This window comes from Polaromonas sp. CT11-55, from assembly GCF_047303325.1.
Classification (GTDB): Bacteria; Pseudomonadota; Gammaproteobacteria; order Burkholderiales; family Burkholderiaceae_C; genus Polaromonas.
In genome coordinates this window covers 14,963-33,301 of sequence record NZ_JBKBEX010000032.1, presented here as the reverse complement: position 1 = coordinate 33,301, position 18,339 = coordinate 14,963, and the positions used below count along the sequence as shown (strand labels likewise).

Below are 18,339 nucleotides of genomic sequence, written 5' to 3'. Positions count from 1 at the left end.
GTTCACCCAAGGCCGGCGATGTCCGCGGCCTCTTTTCTCCATTCCCTCCATTCCCCCTTGCGCCGCGCGGCTTTCGCGCTGGTCGCCGCCGCGAGCCTGGCCCTGCTGGCCGGCCCGGCGCTCGCGCAAAACGCGCCCAAAGTCAAGTTCGCCACCAGCGAGGGCGACTTCGTGGTTGAGGTCTATCCCGACAAGGCCCCCAAGACCGTCGAGAATTTCCTGCAATACGTCAGGGACAAGCACTACGACGGCACGATTTTTCACCGCGTGATCAGCAACTTCATGGTGCAGGGCGGTGGCTACGACGCCACCTACGCCGAGAAAAAAACCCGCCCGCCCGTGCCGCACGAAGGCCGTGAGGCGCTCGCCAAAGGCGGCCCGAGGAACGTGGTCGGCACCCTGGCCATGGCGCGCACCAACGACCCCAATTCCGCGTCGGCGCAGTTCTTCATCAACGTGAAGGACAACGACTTCCTGGACCCCACCGTCATCCCGCCCGGCGACCCGGTGCCCAAATTCGAATACCAGGGCCGCGTCTACGAAAACACCCCGCGCGCCCAGCTCGTCAACGCGCCCCAGCTGTACGGCTACACCGTCTTCGGCAAGGTCGTCAGCGGCATGGACGTGGTCAACAGGATCAAGTCGGTGCCGACCGGCGCGGGCGGCCCCTTCCCGACCGACGTTCCCAAAACGCCCGTCCTCATCAAATCAGCAACCCTCGTCAATTAACCTCACCGCCTTCCCCTACAGGACACCATCATGAGCAAGCCCAAAGTCGAACTCCACATCGCCGAACATGGCGTCATCACACTGGAACTGGATGCCGCCAAGGCGCCCAAGACCGTCGCCAATTTCCTGAATTACGTGAACAAGGGCCACTACAACAACACCGTGTTTCACCGCGTGATCCCCGGCTTCATGGTGCAGGGCGGTGGTTTCGAGCCCGGCATGAAGCAAAAGCCCACCGACGCTGAAATCGAGAACGAGGCCAACAACGGCCTGAAGAACGACAACTACACGGTCGCCATGGCGCGCACCAACGCGCCGCACTCGGCCAGTTCGCAGTTCTTCATCAACGTGGCCGACAACGGCTTCCTGAACCACACCGCTCCCAGCGCTTCTGGCTGGGGCTATGCCGTATTCGGCAAGGTGATCGCCGGCACCGACGTGGTCGACAGGATCAAGGCCGTCAAGACCGGCCGCAAGGGCTTTCACGATGACGTGCCCATGGAAGACGTGATCATCCAGAGAGCCATCTCTCTGGACTGAGCCCGACCGCAGCCCGCTCACCCAGCCGGTGAACACCCCCACGACCGTTCCAGAGATAGCGGAGCTTTTGGCGCCGCCGTCCTGGCGCACGGTCGACTTCATTTCCGACCTGCACCTGCAGGCCGGCGAGCCGGCCACCTTCGAGGCCTGGCACCATTACCTTGAAGGCACGCCCGCCGACGCGGTCTTCATCCTGGGCGACCTGTTTGAAGTCTGGGTCGGTGACGATGCGGTCGGCCAGGACCTGAATGCGCCCTCGGCCGGCTTTGACGCGCGCTGCGCGCGCGCCATGGGCGAAGCAGCCGGCCGGCTGGCGCTCTTTTTCATGCACGGCAACCGCGACTTCCTGGTGGGCCAATCCCTGATGGACCTGTGCAACACCACCTTGCTGCATGACCCGACCGTGCTGGAGTTTCCCGCGGGCTCTGGCCGGCGCTGGCTGCTGTCGCACGGCGACGCCCTGTGCCTGGACGACACCGACTACATGGAATTCCGCCGGCAGGTGCGCGGCGCCGACTGGCAGCACGCCTTCCTGGCCAAGCCCTTGGCGGAGCGCCAGGAGATCGCGCGCGCGCTGCGCCGGCAAAGCGAGGCGCGCAAGCAATCGGGCGCATCCTATGCCGACGTCGATGCCGGGGCCGCGCGCCAATGGCTGCGAGCGGCGAAGGCTACCACCCTGATTCACGGCCACACCCACAAGCCGGCGCAGCACGACCTGGGCGAGGGCTTTGCGCGGGTGGTGCTCAGCGACTGGGACCTGGCCGCCCCGGTTCCGCGTGCCGACGTGCTGCGCCTGTCCGCCGGCGGTCTGCAGCGCATCGCCCTGTGCTAATCCTCTTTTCCCTTTCCTAAAGCCTTGCTTACGACCAAGACACCCACCCCATGCTGAACTGGTTAAGAACGCTGGGGCGCCAGAGCGCCCCCACCAAGACCATTCCCGATACCCTGTGGATGGACACCCTGCTGCAGTTCCCCTTCCTGGCCCGCCGTCCGGTGGCTGAACTGCAGCAGTTGCACGAGATGGCCGGAAAATTCCTCAAGCAAAAGGAGTTCACCGGCGCGCACGGCCTGAAGGTCACCGACGAGATGGCCGTCGCGATCGCCGCGCAGGCCTGCCTGCCCGTGCTGCACCTGGGCCTGCGCTGGTATGACGACTTCAAGGGCATCGTGGTGCATCCCGGTGCGATGCTGGCGCGCCGCGAAGTCACCGACCAGGCCGGCGTGGTGCACCGCTACAGCGAAGAGCTGCTGGGCGAAGCCATGGACGGCGGCCCCGTCACCCTGAGCTGGCAGGACGTGGCCGCCGCGGGTAGCGCAGCCGAGCATGGGCACAACATCGTGATCCACGAATTCATCCACAAGATGGACATGCGCGACGGCGCGGCCGACGGCTGCCCGCCCCTGCCCACCCGCAGCGCCCTGAGCGGATGGCACTCGGTGATGCAGCCGGCCTATGACGAGTTTTGCGAGAAAGTCGCCATGGCCAAGCGCTTCGGCGCCGAGCCGCCGTGGCTGGACGACTACGGCGCGAGTTCGCCGGCCGAGTTTTTCGCCGTGGCCTGCGAGGCCTACTTCGTCAACCGCGAACGGTTTACCCGGGATTTTCCGGCTCTGACGGTGCTGTTCGACAAATTCTTCATTCCCGCCAAATAAGCGGGGAAACGGCGGCGTCAAACCCGCAAGCCAGGGTTTTGGGGGCTTCTTTTACCCTTCTTAACCCCATTTTCCCGCTGGCCTCGTTTCATGGAGCTCCACCATCTCCTGGAGCCCCCATGAAACCGACACTTCTCCCCGCCTCCATCCTCCTGGCCCTGACTGCCTGGGCGCTGCCGGCGCATGCCGTAGGCCGCCTGGCCGATGTCACCGTGATAGACCGCAGCACCGGCGCCACACTGCCGCTGTACTACCACCGGGGCGAATACTGGGTGGCCGGCCAGTACGGCGCCAAATACGCGATTGCCGTCAGCAACAAGCTCGGCGAACGGGTGTTGGCCGTCACCGCCGTCGACGGCGTCAATGTGCTGAGCGGCGAAACCGCCGCCTGGAACCAGACCGGCTACGTGTTTTCACCGTGGCAGCACTACCAGATGACCGGCTGGCGCAAAAGCAGCCGCGAAGTCGCCGCGTTTGAGTTTTCCGCGTTGGGAGACTCTTACGCCGGCCGCACCGGCAGGCCGGCCAACGTGGGCGTGATCGGTGTGGCGCTCTTCCGCGAGCGTCCGCCCGAGCCCGTGGTGCAGGCGCCGCCACCGCCTCCATCCCCTTATTCCAGCCGCAATGAGCGCCAGCCGGAGTGGCCCGGAAACCTGCGAAGCATGCCGCTACCGGCGGCGCCATCGGAGGCTTCGTCCAGACAACCGCAGGCCGAGGACGAATCCGCCCTGGCGGACCGCGCCGGCGGCGGGCAGGCGCCAGCTTCCGCCGAAAGCCTGGCAAAAAGGCCGGCGGCCGACGCCTTGCCGCAGTCCCGGCTGGGCACAGGCCATGGCGCCCGCGAAAGCTCGGTGGCGTCGCACACCAGTTTCTCGCGCATGCAGGCACTGCCCGACGAAGTCATCCGCATCCGCTACGACAGCCGCGAGAACCTGATTGCCAGCGGCGTAATCCGCGAGCCGGCACCTGCCGCTCCCGGTCCCAATCCGTTTCCGGAATCCCGCAGTTTCTCTTATGTTCCGGATCCCTATTGACTGTTGAGCTTGCTTGTTCACTCACTGCGTGTGGTGTTCTGCGCAGCGATAATGTGGCGCATGCCCAGCGCCAGGACCAACAATGCAGCCGAAGACAGCGACGAATCGCTGATGCTGCGCTATGCGGCCGGTGACATAGCGGCATTCGATGCGCTCTATGCGCGCCACGAGCTCAGCGTGTGGCGCTATGTTTTTCGCAGCGTGCGCGTGCAGGACATAGCCGACGATCTGCTGCAGGATGTATGGTTTGCGGTGGCGCGCAGCGCCCCCACCTATACCGTTTCGGCACGCTTCAAGACCTGGCTGTTCACCATGGCACACAACCGTATGGTCGATCACTTCCGCACGGCCAAGCGGCACGTGAGTATCGATGCGCACGGCGAAGATGACGAGGGCCTGGGCTTGGGCGATACGCTGGCGGCCGACTCCGGCTTCGGCCCGGTACGCCGGCTGGAGTCCAGCGAACAGGCCGCGGCGCTGATCGACGCGGTGGAACGGCTGCCGCGCGAACAGCGGGAAGCCTTCTTGCTGCAGGCTGAAGCAGGCCTCAGCGTAGAGGGCATTGCCGAGGCCACCGGCGTGAACTTTGAAACCGCCAAAAGCCGCCTGCGCTATGCACGAAACAGTTTGCGCCAGCAGCTACAGGAGTTTGCATGACAGAGCCAGACCGCAGCCCGCCCGGCGACGAGCTGACACAGCGCTACCGCGAGGCCAGCGCTCAGGACACGCGCCGCCCCGGCGCGCATGTGCGGGACGCCGTGCGTGCGCATGCGCAGATGGTGATCGCGGCGGGCAAGACGCCGGCTGCAGGCATTCCTGCCGTTGGCGCCATGCAAACGCAGGCACACGCTGCCAATCAATCGCGCTGGAAGATATCCGCCCTTGCCGGCCTGGCGCTGGCGGGCTTGACGAGTTTGCTGGTGTTGCAATTCGAGCGGGGAACCGATGAGGAAAAAGACCTGGTGTTTGGGCAACCCAGCGCCAGCGCACCGCCTGCCGCGTCTTCTACCCCAACGCCTGCACCCGCTCCCGCAGCCGTCCCGGCACCCCCCGCACCACAGGTACCGCAACCGAAAACCGGTACCACAGGTGCGGCTACCGAAAGCCTGCAGCCTCCCGGCTTGAAGGCGCCCGCAAAGCCTGCCGCCGAAAAATCCGCACCCCAGCCCGCCGCAACCGGGCAGGTAGCCGCCAAGGCCGAAGCGCACACCGCGCAAGTTCCGGGGGGGGCGACGCCCTCAGCCACGGTGCCGGCGCCAGCTGCTGCGCCCCCCCCGCCCCCTCCCGCTCCGGCCTTGACACAAGACATTGCCAGGTCCGCAGCCGCCGCACGCCAGGCCGATACGGCAACAAGCTCGCGCGCAATAGCCCCCTCGAGCCCCATGCCCGCTGAAGCATCCACCGCGACGGCAGAACAAAAACGGGAGAGCCCGGGGCTGCACTCTCGCTCACTGGGGGCACCGGCCGCCGTGCTACCTTACCTGGCCAAACCATTGTTGCAAGCGGCCTACACAGGAAACCTGCAGCAGCTGGAACGCCTGCTGCAGCAGGGCGCGCCGCTTAATGCGGCCGACCCGGCCGGGCGCACACCCTTGATTCTGGCTGTCATGCGAGGCCATACGGCCGTGGTCCAGCGCCTGCTGGCGGCGGGCGCAAACACGGCTCTGATCGACAATGACGGCTTGAACGCGCTGCAGCACGCGCGCCGACTGGGCTATGACGGAATTGCCCACCTGATCGAAGCGGCCCGCTGAGCTTGCGGCGGTGCCGGGCGCACGGCTGGCGGACCCCATCGACGGCACGCCCATCGGCATGGGCCCAACCAGACTGACGGCGCGAGGTACCATTGCAACCCGCTTGCCCTTGAACCCTTTTCATGAACAGGTCCTTCCCATGGATATAGATCCCCTTGAAGTTGCCAAGGGCGACGACGCCGACGATGCATCTTTTGCGCAGTTCCGCAAGCTCAACCAGTTCGTGGCCATCACGATTGCCCTGCTGGCCACCTTCATGGGCATCTGCAAGGTCAAGGACGACAACATCGTCCAGGCGATGCAGCAGGCGCAGGCCAACAAGCTGGACCACTGGAACTTCTACCAGGCGCGCAACATCCGCGAGGAAGTCGCCAAAGGCACGCTGCTGCAACTGCGGCTGGCCGCCCCGTCACAGCCCGCGTCGGAGCAAGCCAGCTACCAGAAGGCCATTGCGCAGTACGAGCAGCTCGCGGCCGAGCAGGCCAGAAAGAAAGACGAGCTGAAAACACAAGCCGAGCAGGACCAGAAAGACTATGACGCCGCCAATTTTCGCGACGACCAGTTCGACCTGGCCGACGCCCTGCTGGCCATTGCCATTTCACTGCTGGCTGTGACGGCGCTGACCCATTTCTGGTGGCTTTACTTCCTGGCGCTGGTGCCCACGGGTTTTGGCGTGATGATGGGCCTGGCCGGCCTGGCGGGCTGGGGCATTCATCCGGATATGCTGATCCGGCTGCTTTCCTAGCGGCCGGCGCGGCCCCGGCGCTTAGGTCGCGTAGTACAGCACGGCCACGCAGTGGCAGGCGGTGCCCGCCGCCACGAACAGGTGCCAGATGAAGTGCCCGTAACGCAGCCTGGAATCGGTGGCGAAAAAACCAACGCCCAAGGTGTAGAAGAGCCCGCCGGCCACGAGCCAGAACAAGCCCCAGCCTGGAATGAGTTCCAGCATGGGCTTGACTGCGATCACCGCAATCCATCCCATCGCGAGGTAGAGCACCGTGGATACGCGGGGGTAGCGTATGCCCGCGACGGCTTTGACCGCCACACCGGCCAGCGCCATGGCCCAGACCAGGCCGAACAGCGTCCAGCCCCAGGGCCCGCGCAGCACGCCCAGGGTGAATGGCGTATAGGTGCCGGCAATCAGCAGGTAGATCGCGCCGTGGTCCAGAACCTGGAACACGCTCTTGGCGCGCGCGGCGCGCACCGCCGGCAGCGCGTGGTACAGCATGGAGGTGAAATACAGCAACACCATGCTGGCGGCGAACACCGAGGCGCCCGCGATGTCGATGGCATCGCCCTGCCGCACGCTGCCCATGACCAGGAAAGGCACCGCCGCCATCGCGGCGAGCAGCGCGACGCCGTGGCTGATGCTGTTGGCGATTTCCTCGCCTAAGCTCTGCTGCCGCTCCTGTGGCAAAACCTCAGCAGCGACCGTAGCGATCATCGTTTGAGCAGGGCCTTGAGCACGTTCTGCACGCGCCGGGCGTTGCCGGTGTCAAAGTCGGCCGCCAGCACCTGGGCCGTGTCTTCGCCCCAGGTTTCGGCCGGCGCGGGCGCGTTGCGCTTGGTAAGCAGTTGCAGTTGCAGCATGCGGCGCGCGCTGATGTGCTCGGCGGGGGTGGGCAGGTCGGCGGCGATTTCCAGGCGCAGCAACGCTTCAGAGGCGTCCTTGCCCGAAGGCGTGCTGACGGCCTGCACCCAGCGGTTGCGCACCGCGGGCGGCACGGCCTTGCCGAGCTCCTGCGCACTGGGCAACTGCGCCGGGTCGCGTTTTTCCCAGGCGCTGAGCAGGTGCGTCAGCACCTCACCGTGCGCCTGCACGGCGAGCTTTTTCAGGGCCTGGTTGGCCGCTTCAAAGGCTTCGCGCTGGGCGCGGAAGGCGGCGTCGCTCAGGCGCGGGCCGCGCTCTTCAAAAGCCGGGCGCTCGCTGCCGCGCGGGCCGCGCTCGTCACGGCCCGGGCGGGCATCGCGGTCGGGACGGTAGGGCTCGAACTTGTTGTCGGTGCTCTGGCGCGGGCCGCCCGGCTTGCCACCGGCACGCGCGTCCTTGCGATCGCCGAACTTGCCGCCGCGCCCCGCAGCCACGGGGTCGGCTTTTTTCATGCCGGGGCGGTCGTCACCGCGCCTTGCCACGATGGGCTTGGGCGCAGGTTTGGGTGCGGGGGGTGGTTCAGCGGGCGCGCTGGCCGGCTCGCCGGCTTCGGCAAATTCAGCGGCCGCGGCGGTTTCAGCATCGGCGACAGGCTCGGCGGCCTGAGCGGCTGGCTCACTGCCCGCGGCCGCCAGCGTGGCTTCCACGGAAGGCGTTGCGGCTGCGGGCGCGGGGGCCGCTGCGGACACGGGCACCTGGCCGCGCACAATGGCTTCCAGCGCCTTGGCGGCGGCATGGATCTTCTGCGCGTCGCCGCTGGCGGTGGCGGCTTCCACGGCCTTGGAGGCTTCCAGCACCATGCGGTCGTATTCACCCAGGGCCGCGGCGGCTTTTTCACGCTCGGCGGTCTTGCGCTGGAAGGCGTCGTCTATGGGCTTGCGGAAAGCGTCCCACATTTTTTGCTCTTGCTTGCGCTCAATGGGCACGGCCTGCGCCTCATGCTGCCAGCGCTGCTGCAGCGACTTGACGGCGTCTATGCGCAGCTGCGTCTCGGCGCCCAGCACGGCGGCTTCTTCAATCATGGCCTTGCGGCGCGCGATGCTTTCGCTGCGCGCGGCGGTCAGCGCCGCGTCGGCCGTGTCCATGGCGGCCTTCCACACGGGCTGGATTTCGGCAAAAGCCTTTTCGCCCAGGTGGCCGGCTTCGCGCCATTTCTCGACAAAGCCATTGAGGCTGCGGATGTGGTGCTTCCAGTCGGTGTTGCTCTTGTTGGCTTCCGCCCAGGCCAGCACCTCGTCGATCAGCAGCTTGCGCTCGGCCTTGACGGCTTCGCTTTGCTCCTTCACTTTCTCGAGCCAGGCCTCGACGACCTTGTGGGCTTCATTGCAGGCGTCGTCAAAGCGCTTCCACAGCGCGTGGTTGGGCGTGCCGCCCTGGTCACTGGTCTTCCATTGCTCGCGCATGGCGCGCAGGGCTTCCTGCTGCTTGCGCCCGCCCAGTGGCTTGGCCACCAGCGCTTCGGCTTTGACGACCAGCTCTTCGCGAATCTGGTCGGCGCGCCAGCGCTGCCAGCCTTCGAGTTCGCCGGCCGCGGTGAGCGCGGCATGCGCGGCAGCTTCGAGCTTGCTGTCAATGTTGCGGATGTGTTCCTTGAGCGCCTGGCGCAGCTCGGCCGCGACCTTGGGTGTGGACTTGCCATGGCCTTCGGTGACCTCATGCTCGAGCTTGGCGAGTGCGGCCTGCACGACGGCCGACGATTTTTCGCGCATCTCCTTGAGCACGGCCGGATCGATCCTGGCTTTGGGCGCGCGCGCGGACTGCTCGCCTTCTGCGGGAGCCTGGCCGCGGGCGGCGCGCAGTTCGTCGGCCCACACGGGCACGGCGGGCAAAGGCGCGGCAGTGTCTTCGGCGGCCTTGACGGCCTGGGCCAGCGCGCCCTGGAAGGCCTCCCACACGGCCAGCAACTGGCCGCGCGAGGCGTCGAGCAGCGGCGGGAACTTGGCGTCCACGCTGGCCCAGTTGGCATCGTGCGTGAGTTCGTCGGCCTGGCCCTGCCAGTGCGCCACGTCAGCCTTCAGGGTGTCCAGCGCGCCTTCGGCTTCGCGCCAGGGCTTGATGGACAGCACCTCGATGCGCTGCGCGATCAGCACGGCGGCCTCGCGCTGCACCTGGGTGCGGTGCTGCAGGTCTTCAATGGTCTTGACGCGCTCGGCCAGCTGCGCCTTCAGGCCGGCCAGCGGTTCCTTGGACAGGGGGGCGCCGGCCTTGGCGGCGTCGCGCTGCCAGGCCAGGGCATCGGCCAGGTTGAGCTTGGGCACGGCCAGCAGCGCCTGGGCCTTTTCGGCCCACTCGGCAGCCACGGCTTCCTGGCCCTTGCTGCGTTTGATCTCGTCGAGCTTTTCCTTCAGCGGCTTGGCCGCGCCCTTGTCGCGGTTGGACAGGTCCTTGTAGACCTCGGCCATCTGCTCGGCCGTGGGCTCGGTGGCCAGCCAGCTGCGGATGCGCGAGGCGCGCTCGCCCGAGGTGGGCGCGGAAAACGCGCCGCCGGTCAGGCCGTCCAGCGGATGGGCTTCGGCCTGCTTGGTGGATGGCGTTTTCACGGCGGGAGTGTCGGGTTTTGAAGATTTAAACATGGGAACGCAAGGTCAAAAAAATAGTTGCCGCCGCCCGCAAGACCTCCTCGTGAGGGGAGATTTGCGCAGCGGCAGCAGGTATTGGAATGGATGGGAGACCGCGCCGCGCAACCCGTGTTGCGCGCATTGGCCCTGACCCCATAAAAGCTTTATCAATAAAGCGCTGGTGCTATTTTCGCCTTTTTTAAGGCATCGCCAAATTCAGCTCCGCGCGGGGTGTCCATTTCGCTTCCGGCGGCACGGCTTTGGCCGCGCCCAGGAACAGCCTTTCGGGCGGCAATTCGCGCGAGGCCAGATAGTCTTTCACCGCCACGCCGCGTTGCACGGCAAGCTCGCGCATGGCGTCATCATTGACCTTGATGTCGGCCAGCAGCAGTTTTTCCATCTCGGGCACGGGCAGATCCTTGGCCAAGCCTATCAGGTTGCGCGGCTTGGGCATGTCGGCGCGTTTATAGACTTCCTTGAGCAGCTCCGGGTATTCGGCCGGGCTGATGCTGACGGCGGCCGAGGTGGTGCCGCCCTCCTTCACCGTGATGCGGCGTTTTTCGGCGCGCACCAGCGAATCGAGCCGCTCGCGCTTGAAGCCCTCGCGCTCGGCCTCCACGCTGCTGGTGCCCACCACGGTGAGCTGCAGCGATGGCCGGTCGGCCAGGGCCTTGGCAACCTTGTCCAGGCCGGCCTTGGCTTCGGGGCGCAGTTCGGCGCTGCCGGGCGCGAAGCCCACGATGCTGAGCTCCTCGCCGCCGCCGCCGAAGGCGTTGGCCAGCAAGCTGAAAGGCGCGGTGATGGCCTTGACGATCACATTGACGATGACTTTGACGATGATGGGGCCCAGGCTGAACTGCGGGTCGTTGAGCGAGCCGCTGATGGGCAGGTCAATGTCGATCACGCCATTGCGGTCCGCCAGCAGCGCGACGGCGAGCTTGACCGGCAGGCTGGCGGTGGAGCCAGGCACCTTCTCGCCAAAACTGAGCTGGTTCAGGATCACCTTGTTGGTGGCGGTGAGCCTGCCGTCGGGCTGCACCAGGTAGCTCACGTCGACGCTGAGCTTGCCGCGGTTGATGCCGTAGCCCGAGTATTTGACCGAGTATGGCGACAGCGGCGGCAGCTCCAGGTCGCGCACCTTGCCCTTGATATCCAGCGCCAGCGGCTTGGCCAGGGGGTTGAGTTTGCCCAGGATTTCAAGCGAGGCCGTGCCCTCGGCCCGCCCGCGCAGTTCCAGGTCCGCCATATTGGGGGCCGCCACCGCACCACCCGCAGGCGCGGGCGCCACCGACGAGAAGGCGCTGAGCTTGCCGGTCAGGTCGCTGAGGTCGGCCGAGTAATTCGGCTTGACGAAGCGATCGGAAAACAGCACCTTGCCGTTGATCAGGCTGATGGGGCCGAAGTTCACGATGGGGGCCGGGGCCGCCGCGGCCTGCGGGCCTTTCGCATCGGCAATCGTCGTTTTTGGTGGGGCCGCGGGCGCGGATGCCGGCGCGGCGGCCGCGGCGGTGGTCTCTGCGCCTCCCGCGGGTTCCCCGGATTTGACGAGGTCCTGCAGATTGATGCGGCCGTCGGGCATGACGATCACACGCGCGAAAAAGTCGGTCAGCACGGTCTCCTTGACCTCCACGCGTGTTGCCTTGGCCGGCTCCAGCGCTACGTGAAGACCGCGCAGATTCAGCGCTTTCCAGGCCAGCAGGTCTTCGCTGGGGGCCAGCGTGTTGGCGCGCAGCTCTTCCAGCGACACGTCGCCCGTCACCTGGGCCTGGGGCCCGCCCGGCGTCTGGCGATAGGCCACCCGACCCTTGAAGCTGGCATCGGCTCGCAGCAGTTCGATATTGAGGATGTCGGCAACGTAAGGCTCAAAGGCCTGCACCGGCAGCCGGTCGACCAGCAGCCGGCCCTGGGCCTGGAGCGGCGCCAGGCCCAGGCTGCCATCGAAATCCACCTTGCCGGGCTCAAAACGGCCGGAGGCCAGGCGCAGGGAGGCGGTCAGCGGCATGGGCTTGGCGGCCTGGGCCCGGAACGCGGGCCTGTCGTCGAGCAGCAGCCCGCCCAGCTGGGCCTTGGCCGCAGTCACCTCAAAAGCCACCGGCTTGGCGCCGGCCTTGTCGGAAAACGACATGGCGCCGCCTTCAAGCTGCACGTCGTTGATGGCCACGGCCCAGGTGGGCGCGCTGGCCCGCGTGGCGGCATCGGTGGGCGGGGGCGCAGCCCTTGCCGCGCCGGAGTTCACCATCCAGCGCTCGTACATCCAGCGCTTGTCGCTGCCCCGCTCTACCAGGGCCTTGGGCTGGGTCAGCAGCAGTTTCGCGGCCTTGAAGTTCTGGCCGGTCAGGTCGATGTCCACCTGCGCCAGATCCACGCGCTTGACCGACACCAGCGAGACCTTGCCCTGGGCCAGCTGAACCTCGCTCAGCGCGAGTTGCGGCGCGCTGAGCTGCAGCACTTGCGGCTTGTCGCCGCTGGCCGCCTGCCAGTTCACGCCCAGCTCTGCATCGAGCTGGCCGCCCAGCGCCGGCAGCAGGAACTGGCCCACGTATTTGGCGGCCATGCCCAGCGGCCAGGCGGCCAGCTTGGCCGTGAGCTGGGCGGCTTGGTCGGTGGCGCTGCCTTGGAAAGTGAGCAGTGCCGGAGCGGCCGGGGCCTGCGGCGCGGCGAGTTTGGTGCCTGCCTTTGCGCCGGCCTTGACGGGCGGGGGCACAGGGGCGGCCGGCGGCTCAAGGCCTACCGAACCGTCGAACTGCAGCGGCGCGCCGGCCGAAAAAGGCATGGCGATGGCCGTGGCATTGAGCTGCAGGCCGGCCAAGCGGATGTCGGCGGGCGAAGCCAGGGTTTCGTCCAGCCAGTTCACGCTGCCCGCGCGTACCACCACACGGGCCACCTGCACCTTCCAGGGTGTAGTCGCCTGCGCCTTGGCCGCAGCGGCGGACTTTGCGGTATCCGGCGCATTTGCTTCATTTTTTGTAGCGGGCGTGGCGGCCGGGGGCAACAGGTTGAACCGCCCCGACCGGTCGCGGACCACGGACAGCGCGGGCGCGATCAACTCGACCGCCGCGAGCTTGACGAACTGCTCCAGGGGGCGCACGTCGGCCATGTACACATGCAGCCGCTCAAACGCGAGCATGTCGGGACGGGCCGCGGGCGCCTGGCCCGCCGTCTGTACGCGCACTTTTTCCGCCGTCACCGTGCCGGAGATTCGCACCTGCGTGGCCGGCGTCTGCTCAAACGCTACTTTGGCATCGGCATGCAGCACGGCACTTTGCAATTTGTAAGGCAGGCTCGCCGGCCAGTAGGCCAGGTAGGGTTTCAGGTCAAAGCCGCGCAGCGTGAAGGTGGCGTCGGTTTTGTGGGTCTGGGCGAAGGGTGTGCCTTCGGCGGCGGTGTCAAAGCTGCTGCCGTTGAGCTTAAAAGCCAGGTGCGGCGAGGTCTTGATCTCCCGCTGGGACTTGAGGTTGCTCAGGAAAGGCACGGAGAGGTTCAGCTCCCTCAGCTCATGGGTCTTGCCGGCGGCCTGGTCGCTAAAGTCCATGCGCCCGCCGCTCACCACGATGTTGTAAACCGCAAAGCGCGGCGGATCACCGGCCGGCTGATCCGCGGGCGTCTTCAGGCGCTCCAGGATGTCGTCGATGTCGTAGCGGCCTTCGCCTTTGTGGACCAGAAAGGCCACGGGTTCGTCGATCTGCACGGCGTCGGCCACTGGAGCGAGCCGCAGCAGGGATTCCAGTTCCGCATCTATATATATGCGCTTGACGGCCAGCTGGGGCACTTCCTGGGGGGAAGCCTGGGGAGCGCCGGCGGCCCCGGCTTTGGCGATGGTCAGGTCGCTCAGCGTGAGTTCCAGCGACCAGGGCTTGAAGTCGACCGCGCCCACCGTGACCTGCCGGCCCAGCTTTTCAGAGGCAATCTTCTCGAGTTGCGATTTGAGGATGGACGGCATGGCCGCATAGGCCAGTGCCCAGACCAGCAGCAGCGCGCCCAGCGCCCAGGCGGCGCGGCGCCTCCACAAGGGCGAACGAGCCACGCCGGCCGCGCGTGCCGGCAGGGTTTTTGCGGTATTTCGCCATTCGATGTTGCGCCATTTATTCTTCAGATCATTCATTGCCATAGGCGCCGAGTTTTTAACGCTGGCGCCAATCGGTCAATGATTTATTTGAAAAAGACGGTCACCCAAAAGAAAAACCCCGGGCAGCTGGGCCGACCGGGGTTGACGGCGGGCGTTTATGCTCATGCCGTCGGGTTTCGCAAAGGAGAGATGAATCGTCTCCAGTGCGATGAAAGCAAGTGATTGCTTCCAGTTTTTCCGGGGTTGGTTACCCGGTTGGATGCCCAAATGAATCAGGCAACTGCAGGTTAAACCTCTCCCACCGCGCAGGCAAGACCATCTTTTCAATCACTGGGACCGGAGTGATTGCCGCAGCCTTCGGACTCTGGCCGGGATCACAAAATCGCCCCAACCGTCCCACATGGGACGTCGGAAATCGCCTACGGCCGGACCCGCGATCCGCTGATCCGGTATTTTTCACGCCGAATTTAACTTAGAGCTTGGTCTCAAAAAAGGGCCGTAACTACCTTGATTCACGCGGGTTCTGCCCGGAATCAAGGTTTTTATTTGTCTATTTGGCATAAAGAAACGATTTGTTATTATTGACAGGTTATTTAACGACCCCATAGAATCCCGCCAGTCCCACAGAAACCTAGGGACAACCCGAATCTCCGCTGCCCCCTTCACCAAAGAAGCCGGCAACGTCAAACAGGGGTCAACACCCACAAGGCATGCCTTGGTTTGATGGCGACCCAATCAAAGCCTGCTTGGCCCCCAAAGGGCCTGCAAGCGTAGAAAGGAGTGCTATGACAGCGCTAGGACAATTCGGCCTTGAGGCGCACTTGAAAAGTGTACGCAGCAGTGTTTTAACCATTGCTGATGACATCGCCCAGGGCTTTTTCGAGATCACCCACAACAGCTTCGCCCTTCTGGGTCTGGCGGTCGTGTTCGCGGTGATCACTCTGACTGCCCGGCCCGACTTGCGTCAGGCCGGTGAATTCAAGCTCATGACTTGGCTGCAGCAGCGCCAGGAAGCGGCCATCGGCTTTACCGAGCCAGCCGCCATCGAGCGCGCCACGGCCTCCAATCCCAAGGACCTGCCGGCCCAGCAGGCGGCGGTGGCTTACTGGCTCAGCAAGAAATACGGCGTGGCGCCGGAACCCTTGAGCGTGCTGGTGGCAGAAGCCTTCGACATCGGCCAGAAGGCCAAGCTCGACCCCACCCTGATCCTGGCCATCATGGCCATCGAGTCCGGCTTCAACCCGTTCGCGCAAAGCCCGGTGGGCGCCCAGGGCCTGATGCAAGTCATGACCAAGGTGCACCACGACAAGTACGACAACTTCGGCGGCAAGCTGGCGGCCTTCGATCCGGTGACCAACCTGCGCGTCGGCGTCAAGGTGCTGCAGGAATGCATTGCCCGCGCCGGCTCCATCGAGGGTGGCCTCAAATACTATGTGGGCGCCGCCAACATGGAAGACGACGGCGGCTACGCCAGCAAGGTGATGGGGGAACACGCCCGCCTGCTGGCCGTGGTGGCATCGGCGTCCAAGCGCGGCAAGCCCTCGCCCTTCTTTACCGAACCCGGCGGCAGTTCGCGCCCGGTTCCGGCCTCCCTGCCCGGCAAGTCCGAGACGCCGGCCCCGGAGGGCAAGACGCCCGAAAAAGTGGCGCTGCTGAGCCAGTCCTGATCCCGTAGGGGCGCGGCCAGAGGGCCCGTCCCGCCTGCGTCGCAAAGCCGGGCCGCTGCCAGCGCCCGGCTTTTTGCTTTCAGGGTGGCGGCCATGGGGCCATAGGACGGCGCGCCGCAAGTTTGACGCGCCCTCAGTTACACTAGCCAGGTGCGCAACTGGCGATAGGCTCGAGGTTTTTCGCAACCATCGAAGCTGACGTGGGACACCACTGGGAAGCGCACCGCTGAAAGCCGTCGGGCCCAAGCGTTCAGCCGTTCGCCTGGGCAGCCCTTGTTTCTTTTAGAGCCGCTCACAAAACCCAGCGAAGCGGTCCTGGCTAGGCGCGACGCCGCAGACAGTGCTCCAGCACGGCAAGGCGGCGCAACAACGCCAGGAGGGTTTTGTGAGCGGCTCATGAATAGCAGGGACCACGTCTTTAAGGACTGCCATCATGTACCACCGCAACATCCTGGTCGAACAGACCGACCCCGAAATCTTCGCCGCCATCCAGGCTGAAAATGCCCGGCAAGAGCAGCACATCGAGCTGATCGCCAGCGAAAACTACGCCTCGCCCGCCGTCATGGCCGCGCAGGGCTCGCAGCTGACCAACAAATACGCCGAAGGCTATCCCGGCCGCCGCTACTACGGCGGCTGCGAACACGTGGACGTGGCCGAGCAACTCGCCATCGACCGCATCAAGACCATCTTCGGCGCCGAGGCAGCCAACGTGCAGGCGCATTGCGGCGCATCGGCCAACGAGGCGGTGTTCCTGGCCTTCCTCAAGCCCGGCGACACCATCATGGGCATGAGCCTGGCCGAAGGCGGCCACCTGACGCACGGCATGGCCCTGAACATGAGCGGCAAGTGGTTCAACGTCGTGTCCTACGGCCTGAACGACAAGGAAGAGATCGACTATGACGCGATGGAGCGCAAGGCCCACGAGACCAAGCCCAAGCTGATCATCGCGGGCGCCTCGGCCTACAGCCTGCGCATCGATTTCGAGCGCTTCGCCAAGGTGGCCAAGGCCGTCGGCGCCATCTTCATGGTCGACATCGCCCACTACGCCGGCCTGGTGGCCGCAGGCGTCTACCCGAATCCGGTGCCGCATGCCGACATCGTCACCTCGACCACGCACAAAAGCCTGCGCGGCCCGCGCGGCGGCATCATCCTGATGAAGGCCGAGCACGAAAAAGCCATCAACAGCGCCATCTTCCCCGGCCTGCAGGGCGGCCCGCTGATGCATGTGATCGCGGCCAAGGCCGTGGCCTTCAAAGAAGCCATGACGCCCGAGTTCAAGGCCTACCAGCAGCAGGTCGTCAAGAACGCGCAAATCGTCGCCGACACCCTGACGCAGCGCGGCCTGCGCATCGTCAGCGGCCGCACCGAAAGCCACGTGATGCTGGTCGACCTGCGCGCCAAGGGCATCACCGGCAAGGAAGCCGAAGCCGTGCTGGGCAGCGCCCACATGACGATCAACAAAAACGCCATCCCGAACGACCCGGAAAAACCCATGGTCACCAGCGGCGTGCGCATCGGCACCCCGGCCATGACTACCCGCGGCTTCAAGGACGAGGAAGCCCGCGCCACGGCCAACCTGATAGCCGACGTGCTCGACAATCCGCGCGACGCGGCCACTCTGGAAGCGGTCCGGGCCAAGGTTCACGCCTTGACCAGCCGCTTCCCGGTTTATCGCTGATCGCGATAGGCGGCGCAGGCACTATAATTTTGATAGCATCCTGCGCCGCTCTCCATGGGCTAAGGACAGATTGATCTCTTTAAATCCAGGTCAACACCCATGAAATGCCCTTTTTGCGGCCACCTTGAAACCCAGGTTGTCGAAACCCGGGTGGCCGAGGACGCCGACTTCATACGCCGCCGCCGCCAATGCGGCGCCTGCGAAAAACGCTTTACCACCTATGAGCGGCCCGACGTCACCTTCCCGTCCATCGTCAAGAAGGACGGCCGGCGCATCGAGTACAAGCGCAGCAAGATCCTGGGCTCCATGAACCTGGCGTTGCGCAAGCGCCCTGTCAGCACCGAGCAAATCGACTCGGCCATAGAGCGCATAGAAGAAAAGCTGCTGAGCCTGGGGGTGCGCGAGGTCGCCTCCAACCGCCTGGGCGAGCTGGTGATGCGTGAGCTCAAGAAGCTCGACAAAGTGGCCTACGTGCGTTTTGCCAGCGTCTACCGCAGCTTTGAGGACATCGACGAGTTCAAGACCTTGGTCGATGAGGTCAGGCGCTAGCCGTTCTCAGCGATTCCAGCAAATCGCGTTGTCACCCGCGCTCTGCCCCTTGACGCCAAGGTTGGTGAGCGTCAGGTTGCCGCAAAGACTGTCCACCCAGCCGCTGGGCGTGGCCGTCAAAGTAAAGGACGTCGCATTGACGGCCGAGAGCGTGATGTCGTAGCGCTTGGTGCCCTGGTTGGGGGAGATTTGCAGCCCGCTAGGGAGCGAGGGCGCATTGCCGCTGGCATCAACATACTTGAAATTGCTGGAGCGATAACGCTCCATGAATTGCGCAGCTTCGAGCAAAGTCGATTTTGCGCCGGCGCGTTGGCTGCGCTGAACGTAACTCTGGTACGAAGGAACCACGATAGCCGACAACACGCCGATGACAAGCACAACGACCATCAATTCGATCAAGGTGAAGCCGCGATTTTTTTTAATGGATTTCAATTTCATTCCTTCTCGCTAAAAGTTGAAG

The 18,339-nt window shown here is 65.3% G+C and carries 15 protein-coding genes and 1 riboswitch; of the genes, 11 read left to right on the top strand and 4 right to left on the bottom strand.

Features of this window, described 5'->3' with window-relative positions; all coding sequences use genetic code 11:
* The first annotated feature begins 18 nt into the window (after positions 1 to 18).
* The 8 genes from ACEN8I_RS21675 (at position 19) to ACEN8I_RS21640 (ending at position 6,455) form a co-directional block, all read left to right on the top strand.
* Positions 19 to 729: a peptidylprolyl isomerase gene (locus tag ACEN8I_RS21675; protein WP_413330697.1), complete on the top strand. Its 711-nt coding sequence runs from the start codon at positions 19 to 21 to the stop codon at positions 727 to 729.
* Positions 730 to 759: 30 nt separating this feature from the next.
* Positions 760 to 1,269: a peptidylprolyl isomerase gene (locus ACEN8I_RS21670; protein WP_413330682.1), complete on the top strand. Its 510-nt coding sequence runs from the start codon at positions 760 to 762 to the stop codon at positions 1,267 to 1,269.
* A 67-nt stretch (positions 1,270 to 1,336) separates the two neighbouring features.
* The gene (locus ACEN8I_RS21665) at positions 1,337 to 2,101 is read left to right on the top strand and encodes a UDP-2,3-diacylglucosamine diphosphatase (RefSeq protein ID WP_413330681.1); all 765 of its coding nucleotides are present in this window, start codon (positions 1,337 to 1,339) and stop codon (positions 2,099 to 2,101) included.
* 50 nt (positions 2,102 to 2,151) lie between these two features.
* Positions 2,152 to 2,922, top strand: a complete 771-nt coding sequence (locus tag ACEN8I_RS21660; protein ID WP_413330680.1) for a zinc-dependent peptidase — start codon at positions 2,152 to 2,154, stop codon at positions 2,920 to 2,922.
* 119 nt (positions 2,923 to 3,041) lie between these two features.
* A complete protein-coding gene (locus ACEN8I_RS21655) occupies positions 3,042 to 3,956 on the top strand; it encodes a hypothetical protein (protein ID WP_413330679.1) in 915 nt (304 codons plus the stop codon).
* Positions 3,957 to 4,016: 60 nt separating this feature from the next.
* Complete coding sequence (locus ACEN8I_RS21650; RefSeq protein ID WP_413330678.1) at positions 4,017 to 4,613, top strand: sigma-70 family RNA polymerase sigma factor; 597 nt, start codon at positions 4,017 to 4,019, stop codon at positions 4,611 to 4,613.
* Positions 4,610 to 5,710: an ankyrin repeat domain-containing protein gene (locus tag ACEN8I_RS21645; RefSeq protein WP_413330677.1), complete on the top strand. Its 1,101-nt coding sequence runs from the start codon at positions 4,610 to 4,612 to the stop codon at positions 5,708 to 5,710. The genes ACEN8I_RS21650 and ACEN8I_RS21645 overlap by 4 nt, the downstream gene beginning before the upstream one ends.
* 139 nt (positions 5,711 to 5,849) lie before the next feature.
* Complete coding sequence (locus ACEN8I_RS21640) at positions 5,850 to 6,455, top strand: DUF4337 domain-containing protein (RefSeq protein ID WP_413330676.1); 606 nt, start codon at positions 5,850 to 5,852, stop codon at positions 6,453 to 6,455.
* A gap of 21 nt (positions 6,456 to 6,476) precedes the next feature.
* On the opposite strand, the gene trhA is transcribed toward ACEN8I_RS21640, so the two are convergent.
* The 3 genes from trhA to ACEN8I_RS21625 all read right to left on the bottom strand — a co-directional run bounded on the left by trhA (position 6,477) and on the right by ACEN8I_RS21625 (position 14,027).
* Positions 6,477 to 7,154 carry a PAQR family membrane homeostasis protein TrhA gene (gene trhA / locus ACEN8I_RS21635; RefSeq protein WP_413330675.1) on the bottom strand — a complete coding sequence of 226 codons (678 nt, stop codon included), beginning with the start codon at positions 7,152 to 7,154 and terminating at the stop codon, positions 6,477 to 6,479.
* The gene (locus ACEN8I_RS21630; RefSeq protein ID WP_413330674.1) at positions 7,151 to 9,934 is read right to left on the bottom strand and encodes a DUF349 domain-containing protein; all 2,784 of its coding nucleotides are present in this window, start codon (positions 9,932 to 9,934) and stop codon (positions 7,151 to 7,153) included. Before ACEN8I_RS21630 ends, trhA begins: the two co-directional genes overlap by 4 nt.
* 184 nt (positions 9,935 to 10,118) lie before the next feature.
* Positions 10,119 to 14,027: a DUF748 domain-containing protein gene (locus tag ACEN8I_RS21625; RefSeq protein WP_413330673.1), complete on the bottom strand. Its 3,909-nt coding sequence runs from the start codon at positions 14,025 to 14,027 to the stop codon at positions 10,119 to 10,121.
* A gap of 743 nt (positions 14,028 to 14,770) precedes the next feature.
* Between ACEN8I_RS21625 and ACEN8I_RS21620 the strand changes: the two genes are divergently transcribed.
* The 3 genes from ACEN8I_RS21620 (at position 14,771) to nrdR (ending at position 17,879) form a co-directional block, all read left to right on the top strand.
* Complete coding sequence (locus tag ACEN8I_RS21620) at positions 14,771 to 15,652, top strand: lytic transglycosylase domain-containing protein (protein WP_413330672.1); 882 nt, start codon at positions 14,771 to 14,773, stop codon at positions 15,650 to 15,652.
* A 144-nt stretch (positions 15,653 to 15,796) separates the two neighbouring features.
* Positions 15,797 to 15,927: riboswitch (ZMP/ZTP riboswitch) on the top strand.
* A gap of 158 nt (positions 15,928 to 16,085) precedes the next feature.
* Positions 16,086 to 17,330, top strand: coding sequence for a serine hydroxymethyltransferase (gene glyA / locus ACEN8I_RS21615; protein WP_413330671.1), 1,245 nt, complete (start codon positions 16,086 to 16,088; stop codon positions 17,328 to 17,330).
* A gap of 99 nt (positions 17,331 to 17,429) precedes the next feature.
* The gene (gene nrdR, locus ACEN8I_RS21610) at positions 17,430 to 17,879 is read left to right on the top strand and encodes a transcriptional regulator NrdR (RefSeq protein ID WP_007872661.1); all 450 of its coding nucleotides are present in this window, start codon (positions 17,430 to 17,432) and stop codon (positions 17,877 to 17,879) included.
* Positions 17,880 to 17,885: 6 nt separating this feature from the next.
* Here nrdR and ACEN8I_RS21605 read toward each other — a convergent pair whose 3' ends face one another.
* Positions 17,886 to 18,317 (bottom strand): type IV pilin protein, encoded by a 432-nt coding sequence (locus ACEN8I_RS21605; RefSeq protein WP_413330670.1) that lies wholly within the window; start codon positions 18,315 to 18,317, stop codon positions 17,886 to 17,888.
* Between the last annotated feature and the right edge of the window lie 22 nt (positions 18,318 to 18,339).